This window comes from Mycobacterium sp. E1386 (genome assembly GCF_001672745.1).
Taxonomy (GTDB): domain Bacteria; phylum Actinomycetota; class Actinomycetes; order Mycobacteriales; family Mycobacteriaceae; genus Mycobacterium.
In genome coordinates, this window is the sequence record NZ_LZKH01000165.1 from 1 (window position 1) to 10,273 (window position 10,273).

At 70.4% G+C, this 10,273-nt stretch carries 6 protein-coding genes; 2 read left to right on the forward strand and 4 right to left on the reverse strand.

Annotated features, from left to right (window positions below; genetic code table 11):
* A partial coding sequence (locus A5709_RS16560) for a TVP38/TMEM64 family protein (RefSeq protein ID WP_068120836.1) occupies positions 1-550 on the reverse strand: 550 nt, incomplete at its 3' end.
* Positions 551-638: 88 nt separating this feature from the next.
* Here A5709_RS16560 and A5709_RS16565 point away from each other — a divergent pair.
* Both A5709_RS16565 and A5709_RS16570 read left to right on the forward strand, forming a co-directional pair.
* On the forward strand, positions 639-1,751 hold the full coding sequence (locus A5709_RS16565) for a DUF2235 domain-containing protein (protein WP_067947328.1): 1,113 nt from the start codon (positions 639-641) through the stop codon (positions 1,749-1,751).
* A gap of 12 nt (positions 1,752-1,763) precedes the next feature.
* A complete protein-coding gene (locus A5709_RS16570; RefSeq protein ID WP_067947330.1) occupies positions 1,764-2,324 on the forward strand; it encodes a phospholipase D-like domain-containing protein in 561 nt (186 codons plus the stop codon).
* Here A5709_RS16570 and recD read toward each other — a convergent pair.
* The 3 genes from recD to recC all read right to left on the reverse strand — a co-directional run.
* Positions 2,281-4,041: an exodeoxyribonuclease V subunit alpha gene (gene recD, locus A5709_RS16575; protein ID WP_068120838.1), complete on the reverse strand. Its 1,761-nt coding sequence runs from the start codon at positions 4,039-4,041 to the stop codon at positions 2,281-2,283. The genes A5709_RS16570 and recD overlap by 44 nt on opposite strands.
* Positions 4,038-7,340: an exodeoxyribonuclease V subunit beta gene (recB, locus tag A5709_RS16580; protein ID WP_067947336.1), complete on the reverse strand. Its 3,303-nt coding sequence runs from the start codon at positions 7,338-7,340 to the stop codon at positions 4,038-4,040. Before recB ends, recD begins: the two co-directional genes overlap by 4 nt.
* Positions 7,340-10,273, reverse strand: a 2,934-nt coding sequence (gene recC, locus A5709_RS16585; RefSeq protein WP_068120840.1) for an exodeoxyribonuclease V subunit gamma, incomplete at its 5' end; no start/stop codon positions are given. The genes recC and recB, both read right to left, overlap by 1 nt.

The following is a 10,273-nucleotide window of genomic DNA, read 5'->3' on the forward strand; positions in this document are numbered from 1 at the left end:
CGCGCGGCACGGAACCGACGAACGAGCCAATGACCATCTGCCACAAGGGCACTCCGAACGCGCCGAACGCGTAGGACGCCAGCGCATCGGAGATGCCCGGGACGAACCGCTGGCCGACGACCGCCCACAGCCCGCGGCGCTCGATGAGGGCGTCGATGCGGTCGGTGCGTTTCGTCCCCAGCAGCGCCCGGGCGCTGTCGCGCCCAGCCCGCCGGCCGATCAGGCTCGCCACGATCGCGGTGCCGACCGTCGCGCCGAGCGTCACGAAGATGCCGAGGAGGGGACCGAACAGCAGCCCGCTGGCCGCCGCCAGGATCGAACCCGGCACGAATACCGCACCCAGCGCGGCCGACGCCACCACATAGGTCAGCGGCGCCGCCGGCCCCGTCGCGGAGACCACCCGCCGCAGCTCCTCCACGTGGACGACGCGCGCGATGGCCACCAGGTAGAACATCAGGAGCAGGAAGGCCACGAACACGCCGAGCCGCACGATGTGGGCGCGCCGGGACGCGGGTTCCGGTGTCGGCGCGGAGCCGTCGCTGTTGTCCATGCTGACCGCGATTCTTCCGCACCGTGCGCGGTCGTCGTAAAGTGCCACACATCAGGGAGTCGCATCCCTGTGAGAGGCGTTCCCCGAGATGTCCGAGCACCCTGAGCCAGCGCGGGGCAAGCGGATCGTCGTCTGCCTCGACGGCACCGCCAACCAGATCGGGGCCGGCAACCTCACCAATGTCGCCAAGCTCTTCGAGATGTTGGTGAAGGACGACCCGGCCGGCCAGCTCGCCTACTACGACCCCGGCGTCGGCACGCTGGCGCCGGCATCGGCGCATTCGAAGCTGTCCCGCACCAAGGACTTATTGTTCGAGAAGGCATTCGGCCTGGGGCTGAAAGGCAATGTCGCACAGGCCTACCGGTATGTGATGCAACACTGGCGCCCGGGTGACGCGCTGTACATCTTCGGCTTCAGCCGCGGCGCCTACACCGCGCGCGCGTTGGCCGGCATGCTGCTGCGGCCGGGACTGCTGCGGCCCGGCTCGGAGAACCTGCTGCCGTACGCGGTCGAAAAGTACGCCATCAACCGCTATTTCACCCCGGACGAGTACGCCCGCTGGGCCGAGTTCGCCCGCGCGTTCTGCTGGCGCACCGAGGACGAGCCGCTGTTTTCCACCGTGCGGCAGAACAGCCCGAATCAGGTGTGGCACCACGCGGTGCCGGTGGCGTATCTCGGCCTGTGGGACACCGTCAAGGCGGCCGGCTTCCTGCGGTTCGGCAACCTGCGCTGGCCCTACACGCGCTCGCTGCCCAACGTCGCGCGCATCCGCCACGCCGTCTCGATCGACGAACGCCGCCGCCCCTACCGGGAGTACCTCGTCGAGCGCCATCCGCGGGGGCTGGAGGAACGCTGGTTCGCCGGCGTGCACGCCGATGTCGGCGGCACGTTCATGCCCGATCACCGGCTCGCCACGATCGCGTTGAAATGGGTCACCGACGGGATCGTCGGTGAGCTGGCGATCGACGCGGCTGCCTACCGGGAGCAGTGCGCGGTGACCGAAGACTTCGCGAACGCGCCGATCCACAACAACGGCAAGCTGTGGTACCTCGTCGGCTGCCGGCGCCGCCCAATGGGCCCCGACGCACTGGTGCATCCGAGCGTGCTCGTGCGCCGCCGCGACAACCCTGGCTACCTACCGAATCTGACCGACCAACGGCTCAGCGCCGACCCCACCGACTGGACGTCCCCCGCGTTGTGAAGGAGAAACGCCATGGCCCTCAGTTCGCTGACCACTCTCGACCAATACAAAGCCGCGCCGTTTCCGCCCGGCTACCCCGACAACACGCGAACGTTCTACAGCCCGGTCGACCGTGTGCATGAGGCGCTCAAGGACTTGCTGACGTCGGCCGACAAGAGCATCGTGGTCGCGATGTACGGCTACGACGACCCGGAACTGAATTCGGTGCTGCAGTCGTCGCTGAACGACGAAAAGATCTATGTACAAATGAGTCTCGACTCCACGCAAGCCGCGGGAAAGTCCGAGCGCGCTCTGTTGGCCCCCTGGCTCAACGACAAGACCGGCAACAGCATCGCGATCGGCCACAGTGAGAAGTCGGCGATCATGCACTTGAAGATGGTGATCATCGACGGCGTCGACGTCATCACCGGCTCGACCAACTGGTCCACCGGCGGAGAATCCAAGCAGGACAACCAACTCACCGTGATCCGGGACCCGTACGTGTGCGCGGAAGCCCGTTCACGCATCGACATCATCCACGACGGCATGCTCAAGCAGATGGCGGCGAAGGCGCAATCCGGCGGCGCGCACTAGGCTCCCCACCGGAGGCGCGCAGCCGCTGCGCCAGTCCGGTCGCCCGCACGGCGCGGCGCGCGATGGCGGCGCGCACGGAAGCCTCGGAACCTGCCACCCGGACCTTGGTCTTCGCCCGCGTCACGGCGGTGTAGAACAATTCGCGGGTCAGGAGCCGCGAATCCTCCGGCGGCATCAGCACCGTCACCTCGTCGGCCTGGCTGCCCTGGCTCTTGTGGATCGTCATCGCATGCATGGTCTCGATGTCTGTGAGCCGGCTGGTCGCGAAGCTCAACGTTCCGGCGGCGCCGGCGATGACGGCCCGCAGCCCGTCGCTGCCGACCACGACCACTCCGGCATCCCCGTTGTAGACCTTGAGCCCATAGTCGTTGGCGGTCACCAAGACCGGCCGACCGGCGTACCACGCCGAGGTTATCGGCTGACCCGTCTCCTCCGTGAGCCAACGCTCCACCTGCCGGTTCCAGTGCGACACCCCGTACGGGCCGTGCCGGTGCGCGCACAACAGCCGGTGCTCGTCGAGCGTCGCCAACGCCACACCGGTGGCGCCGAGCACCGCGGCCTCCCGCACCCTCAGCGCGTGCGGAACCAGGACCGCGCGCAGCCGGTCGGTCGGCCCGTCGGAGTCGAGCCACTCGACGTGATCGCCACCGGCCCTCAGCAACTCCAGCACGCGGTCGGCGTCGCCGATCCGGATCGCTTCGGCCAGCGCACCGATCGACTCGCCGAAGCGATGCGGCGTGCGCAGCGCCGCGACCCGCACGTCGTCGCGCGTAGCGAGCCCATCCACCAGATCGGCCAGCACAGCACCGGCTTCCACCGAGGCGAGCTGGTCGGGATCGCCCACCAGGATCAGCCGGGTATCGGGCCGCACCGCCTCGAGCAGGCGGGCCATCATCGTCAGCGACACCATCGACGTCTCGTCGACGACGATCACGTCGTGTGGCAGCCGGTTGCCGCGATTGTGCTTGAACCGCACCGACGTATCCGGCCGCGAGCCCAGCAGCCGGTGCAGCGTCGTCGCCGGCAGGCCCGCTAGCCGCGCCCGGTCCGCGGCGTCCAGCCGCTGCACCTCGGCGGCCACCGCCTCGGCGAGCCGGGCCGCCGCCTTGCCGGTCGGCGCCGCCAGCGCGATCCGGGGCCGAGGGAGGCCGACGAGCTCGGCCTGCCCGGCCAGCAGAGCAAGGAGTCGCGCCACCGTGGTGGTCTTGCCGGTGCCCGGGCCGCCGGTCAGCACGGTGACCGCCTGCGAGACAGCGATTTCCGCGGCGGCCCGTTGCTCGTCATAGCCTGATGGAAAGAGCCGATCGACGGCGGGCACGTCGCCCGTTGCCCGGGGAACGGAGAGCGCGAGCAGGTCGGCGCACACCTGCTCCTCCTCGAGCCAATACCGGTCCAGGTACAGCAGCTCCCCGAACAACCGCAGCACCGGCGGCGAGCCGACCAGCGGGCTGGACCGCACGGCGGCCATCCATTCGCCGGCGTCGGGCCAGGGCAGCTCCGCGTCGCCGACTTGCGCGGCCACCGTGCGCAGGTCCACGCACACCGAACCGCCCCGCAGCGCGCGCACCAGCAGCGCGACCGCCAGCGCCACCCGCTCGTCGGGCTCGCCGCTGAGCGCCGTAAGCCGCTGTGCGACATGGACATCGGCGGCCTCGAAGACGCCTGCCCCGGTGTACGTCCGCAACAGGCCCTCGGCGCCGATCGCCTCCAGCGTCACGCGGCCGCCCTCCCGTCGAGCAGGTCCGACATTCCGGTCACCAACGACGACGGCGGCCGCCAGCTGAACACCCCCGACGGGTGCCCATCGATTACGGGTGTGGCCGCGCCGCACATCCCGCGCACGAAGAGATAGAGGACGCCGCCGAGATGCCGGGCCGGGTCGTAGTCAGGCAGCCGCCACCGCAGGAACCGGTGCAGCACAACGCTGTACAGCAGCGCCTGCAGCGGATAATCCGAGTGCAGCATCGCCTCGACCAGCCGTGGCCGGTCGTAATCGGCGGATGTGAGCGGCCGGTCGGGATCGCCCAGCCAGTTGGTCTTGTAGTCGACCACCAGGTAGCGGTGCGCCGCGCCGTCGGGCACGCGCAGCACGGCGTCGACTGAGCCGGTGAGGTAGCCGCGCAGCGGCTGATCACCAAGGGGGCGGCTGGTCAACCGATCGGCATAGGGCGCCAGCGCGTCGTCGGCCGGTAGGTGCGCGCGCAGCAACGTCCCCATGTCCGCCAGTCGGATCTCGGGCGCGGTCGAGCGCAGATCACCGCCGGCCAGCGGGAACTCGAAGTCCAACTCGCGCAACCGATCCCGGAGCCCGATCCGGCGCAGGGTCAGGTCGCCGGCCAGCGGACCCAACGGCGTATCGTGCATCGGCACCATGGCCGCCGCCAGCAGGTCCGGGGCCACGTCGACCGGCCACCACACCGAGTGGCCGCGGATGTGTGACTCCAACTCGGCGGCCAGATCTGCTGCAAACGGGTCGGTCGTCTCCAGCACGGCGTGCACGAGCGTGCCGAACTTGGCGCCCATCGGCAGGTCCGCCATCGGCGACGGCACTTCCGGCCCGGATGAACCCTGGGCCAGCGGAAGATCACCGGCTTCGTCGTCCAGTTCGGTGACCTCCGGCTCGCTGCTCACCCCGACGGACCCGAAAATTTCCGTCGCGGCCCGGATCAGGCCGGAGTACGAGGTGCGCCGCCACCCCGTGTCGATGCCGCGATGAAAGTGGCGGCTGGCCAGGTCGGACGGCACCGGCTCGGGCGGCACGGACGGTGCCGCGGCCACCACCGAACGCTCGATCACCGGACCGCCCGCCTCCTCCCATTCGCGCAAGCGGGCCATCGCGTCGTCGTCGGAGATCTTGGCCGGTTCGCATCGGTCGGGTACGCAGGAATCTCCCGGTCGGCGGCCGCGCAGCAGCCGCGAGAGTCCGCCGTTGGGCTCGTCGAACGCCGGCGACCACCAGGCCACGACCTGCGCCTGGGCGCGGGTCAGCGCGACGTACGTCAGCCGGCTGTCGTCGCTGGCGTCCTCCTTGCGGCCCAGCCTCTCGACGGCCGTGAAGTCCGGGCTGTCCTTGCCGCCGATGTGCAGGCAGCGCACGCCCTCGTCGTGGAACAGCACCACATCGCGGTCCTGGGTATTGCGGTTGAACGCGAACGGCAAATACACGATCGGGTATTGCAGGCCCTTGCTCACGAAGACGGTCATGATCTGTACGGCCGCGGCGTCGCTGTCCAGGCGCCGGTTGCGTTCGGGCGCGCCGCCGCGTTCGTCGCGCTGCCTGCGCAGCCAGTCGCGGAGCGCGGGCAGGCTGGAGCGCTCCCGATGCGCGACCTCCTGCAGCAGCTGCGCGACGTGCGCCAGGTCGGTCATGTGGCGTTCGCCGCCGTGGGCGGACAGCACGCGGTCGCCCATGCCCGACAGCTGCGCGGCCTCGAAGATGGCGGCGACGCCGCGCTCTCGGGCGTGACCGGCCCACTCCCGCAACGTTTCCGCGACGCGGTCGGTCAGCGCGTCACCGCCGGCCGCCAGCGATTCCGCGGTCTCGCCGAAGAACATCGTCGCCGCCGCGGCGCGCACCATGCCGGGCCGGTGCGGTTGGTCGAACGCCTCCAGCAGGCAGAGCCAGTCTTCGGCGGCGTCCGAGGAGAACACGTCCGAGTCGCCCGTGTACACCGCCGGTACGCCCGCGTCGCACAGCGCCCGGTAGCAGGCGGCGGCGTCCTTGTGCTTCTCCACGATCACGGCGATGTCGCGGGCCTGCAGCGGCCTGCCACCGAACGTCGCGCCGCTCGCCAGCAATGCGCGGACATCGGCGGCCAGGTCCGCGCCGATGTGTGCCCGCAGCTCTTCGATGGGCAAGTTTTGAACCCCACGGCGGCCCAACGATTCTCGTTGCACCACCCGCAACCGGAACGGGTCGTTGTGCGGGGCACCGGCGAGACGGTGACCCCGGTGGTAGGCCTCGACGTCGTCCACCAGTATGGCGGGGTCGCCAAGTTGGGCACCGCGCAACACCACCTGCAGGCGATCGATGAGTGCCGCATCGCTACGCCAATTGACGGCCAGCGTCTTCTTCTCACCGGCGGTCTCGGCCGCCCGCAGATACGTCACGATGTCGCCGCCGCGAAACGCGTAGATGGCCTGCTTGGGATCACCGATGAGGATCACCGTCGAGCGTCCGCTGAACGCGCGGTCGATCACCTGCCACTGCACCGGGTCGGTGTCCTGGAACTCGTCGACCATGACGATCGGCCAGCGGTGATGCATCCGGGCCCGAGCAGGGGAGTCGTCGGTGGCCAGCGCGGCGGCGAGCCGGCTCAGCAGGTCGTCGTAGTCGAGCACGCCCATCCGCCGCTTGCGCGTATCAAGTTCAGCGAGAACGTCTTTCGCGAAGGAGACGCACACGGCGGCCCGCGATCCGGGCTCGGGGTCGCGCGGCCGCAGCTGCGTCGAGGGATTCTTGACGACCTCGCGCGCCAGCCGCAGCGCCTCGCGGTAATCCAGCGCCGGATCGTCGCGCTCTTGTCCGAAGTGCGCGAGGTAGAGGTCGTCGACGATCTGAACGATCAGCTCGTCGAGGCTCTCCAGCAGCGTGACGTTCGCGGCGGTGTCGCCGGCCACGCCCAGCGACTTCAACACCAACTGGCAGAACTGGTGCGTGGTGGCGATCGTGGCCGCGTCGAAGCGGGCCAGCGCGTCGCGGAGGCGCTGCTTGCGCACCGCGCGCTGGTCGTCGGTGCCCTCCAGCAGGTAAGCCACCAATTCATTGGCACCCGCGCCGTCATCGAAAGCGGCCACCGCCTCGACCATTTGGCCGCGCACACGTTCCCGCAGCTCCTGGCTGGCGGCGCGGCCGAAGGTGATGAGCAACATCTGGTCCAGCGTCGCCACGCCCTCGGCGACGTAGCGGGTGACCAGGCCGGCCAGCGCGAACGTCTTGCCGGTGCCCGCGCTGGCCTCCAGCACCGTGGTGGACCGATCGGCGGGCAGCGGTCCGAGCAGGTCGAACCGCTCGATCATGTCGGCTTCCTTTCGGAGCGCAGCATCGGCAGCCAAACCCGGGCGGCGTACGCGCCCAGCCGGGTGTCTTCGCCGTCGTGCTCCTCGCCCGGTCGCACGGGTCGCATCAGATCGGTCAGGCGGGTGTTCTTGCCCCAGGCCCGCAGGTGGGCCGGCTCATCGTGCTCGAACTTCCACCGGTATTCCGCCTCACGCAGCGGATCGTCGCCGCAGTGCCGGGCGGCCGCCCAGGCATATGATGTCTTGATGGGCAACGGGATCGGCTCCCGGCGCCCCGCGTCGTAGATCGCCACCAGCTCACGCAGCACCGCTGAGGCGTCGTCGGGTGGACGCCCGAGCCCCTCCACCCGCGGGGTGGTCCCCCTCTTCAGGCGGCCGATGCACACCGCCGACCAGTCACGGTCGGGGTCGTGAGCGATCAATGCCAGCAAGGGAATCCACGACTCGAGCAGATGCTTGCCATCCAGCTTGGAATAGGTCACCGATACCAGCCGCTCCCCGTACACGGGTGCGACCGTGCCCGTGAGCCGCCGCCCGGAGCCGAGTTCGATGTCGACGTCGTACGCCTTGGCGTCGGCCCCGCGGTGTTGCTGCGCGGCGGCCGCCAGTAGGGCGGCCTGGTCGCGAATCTCGGTTGCCCTGCGCCATCCCAGTTGGCCGGGTGGCAGGGTCCCCCGCCGCCACTCGGCCTGCCGGGCGTCGTCCGGTGTCCACCCGCGCAGGATGTCGCTCAGCATCCGGTCGCCGACCGTCCACTCCTCGAGGCCGTCCAGGTCGACGGGTATGGCGTCCTGCACGCCGTCGACGTCCCGCGGCAGGGTGAATTCGAGGGCGCGGAAGAAGCCCTTGACCGGGTCCTTGAAGAAGCTCACCAGGTCGGCGAGGATGACGTCGTCGGCCGGCGGTGCCGGCAGCGGTCCCGAAATGAACCTGCGCGCCTCGCCGCGTTCGCCCGCGGCGGCCCGCGCCGCGCGCAGCACGGTCGGGTCGAAGCTGAAGGGGACTTTCGGCACCAGCCTTCCCGGGATGACATTGCGAACGTCGAAGGGCTGCAATGGATGCTGTACGACGATGCGCCCGCGAACCTTGCCCGTCTGCTCGCTCGACGCGGTCATGTCCAGGGTGTCCAGCAGCTCGGCCAGCGGCACCGCGGGCGGACGCGGCTGGCCCGAGTACTCGTTGGCGCCGGTGTAGGTGATCACCAGCTTCTCGGTGGCCGCGCCGATGGCGTCCAGCAGCAATTGCCGGTCCTCCGAACGGATGTCGCGCTCGCCGGTCATCGGGTCGCGGGCCAGCGCGTCGTCGCCGTCGACCACACCGAGCCTGGGGAACACGCCGTCGTCGAGGCCCACCAGGCACACCACCCGGTGCGGCACCGAGCGCATCGGGACCATGGTGCACACCGTCAGCGTGCCGCTGCGGAAGTTGGCCCGCGTCGGGCGCCCGGCAAGGCGCCCCTCGAGGAGCGCCCGGATGTCGGGCAGCCGCAGCACCGTGCCGGCGTGCGGCCCGGCGTCGGCCAGCGTCGAGGCGAACTCCCGGTGCATCTGACTGGTCTGCCACAGGTCCGAGTCGTCGATGCGCGTCAGCAGCTCGATCCCGTCGGCCAGCGCGGCCAGCCAGTCGCCCAACGGCCGCGCGCCGGTGAGTGAGTCGACCGCGCGTTGCAGCCGGTCCACGAATTCGGCGAACTGGCCGGCCAATTCGACGCGGTTGCTGCTGACGTCGTCGAGGGGCAGCGTCGCGTCCAGCCAGGCGTGCGAGTCGTCGGACATCGCGACGCCGGCCAGCACCCGGTCGATGCCGAAACGCCAGGTGTTGTGCACGAAGTCGACGTGATACGGCCGCCGATGCTCCTGGTCGAACCCCCACCGGATGTTGGCCTGCCGGACCCAGCGGGTGATGGCCTCCAGGTCGTCGTCGGTGAAGTCGAAGCGGGCGCGCACGGGCGCCACCTCGGCGAAGTCGAGCACCTCGCTGGCGGTCACCCGGCTGCCGGCCAGCGCCAGCAGCCGCGAGGCGACCCCGAGCAGCGGATTGGTCTGCAGCGGAGAGCGGTCAGCGAGCCGCACCCGCAACCGGTGCGCGGGATGCGCGCCGTGCACGACGTCGCCGAGCCCGAAATCGGCGACGATCAGCGGCGCGTACGTCTCGATGTCCGGGCACATCACCAGGATGTCGCGCGGCTCCAGCGTCGGGTCGTCCTGCAGCAGGCCGAGCAGCACCTCGCGCAGCACGTCGACCTGGCGCGCCGGTCCGTGGCAGTTGTGTATCTGCACGGAGCGGTCATCTTCGGCGAGGTTACGCCCTTGCGGCCGAACGGCATTCGCGGCGATGTCGGACTGCAGCCAGCCGAGCAGTGTGTCGGGCCGTTCCGGTGCGGGGAGATGCTCGTCCGTCTGCGGATCGGCGGGCAGGCCGCGCTGGAGTTCGCGCAGGTCGCGTCCGAGCGTGGCCAGCAGTGGGTGACCCACGGTGCGATGGCCGGTGTCCAGGCGGCGGGGGATGGCACCGCGGGCGCCGGCCAGCGCGCGCCACAGTTGGTCGCTGGGATGCGGCAGCCACAGATGCAAGTCGTGGTGGGCGGACAATGCGTCCAGGAGCTCCACGTCGGTGCACGCCAACCGGGTGTGGCCGAACAGGGACAGCCGCGCCGGCAGGCCGGTCCGGCCTTCGCGCAGCCCGGCGACGGTCCGCTGGTGCCGGATGTGCGGGGGATCGGCGGGCACGGCGGCCACCAGCGCGCGCCAGAGCTCCGGTTGCCAGGCCAGGTCCGGGTCGAGGTCACCCGGATCGCCCGCCAGCCAATCGGTCAGCAGGCTCGGGCGTTGCCTGGCATACGACGCGAACAAGCCGGCCAGCCGGCGCGCCACCGAATAGCGGCGGCCGCGGCGCAGCTCCGCCTCCGCCTCCGTCGGCGCGAAGTGGCC

Bases quoted from the DNA above. Each gene is read 5' to 3' on its own strand.
- A5709_RS16565 (WP_067947328.1), top strand. From the start codon at position 639: ATGTCCGAGCACCCTGAGCCAGCGCGGGGCAAGCGGATCGTCGTCTGC.
- A5709_RS16570 (WP_067947330.1), top strand. From the start codon at position 1,764: ATGGCCCTCAGTTCGCTGACCACTCTCGACCAATACAAAGCCGCGCCG.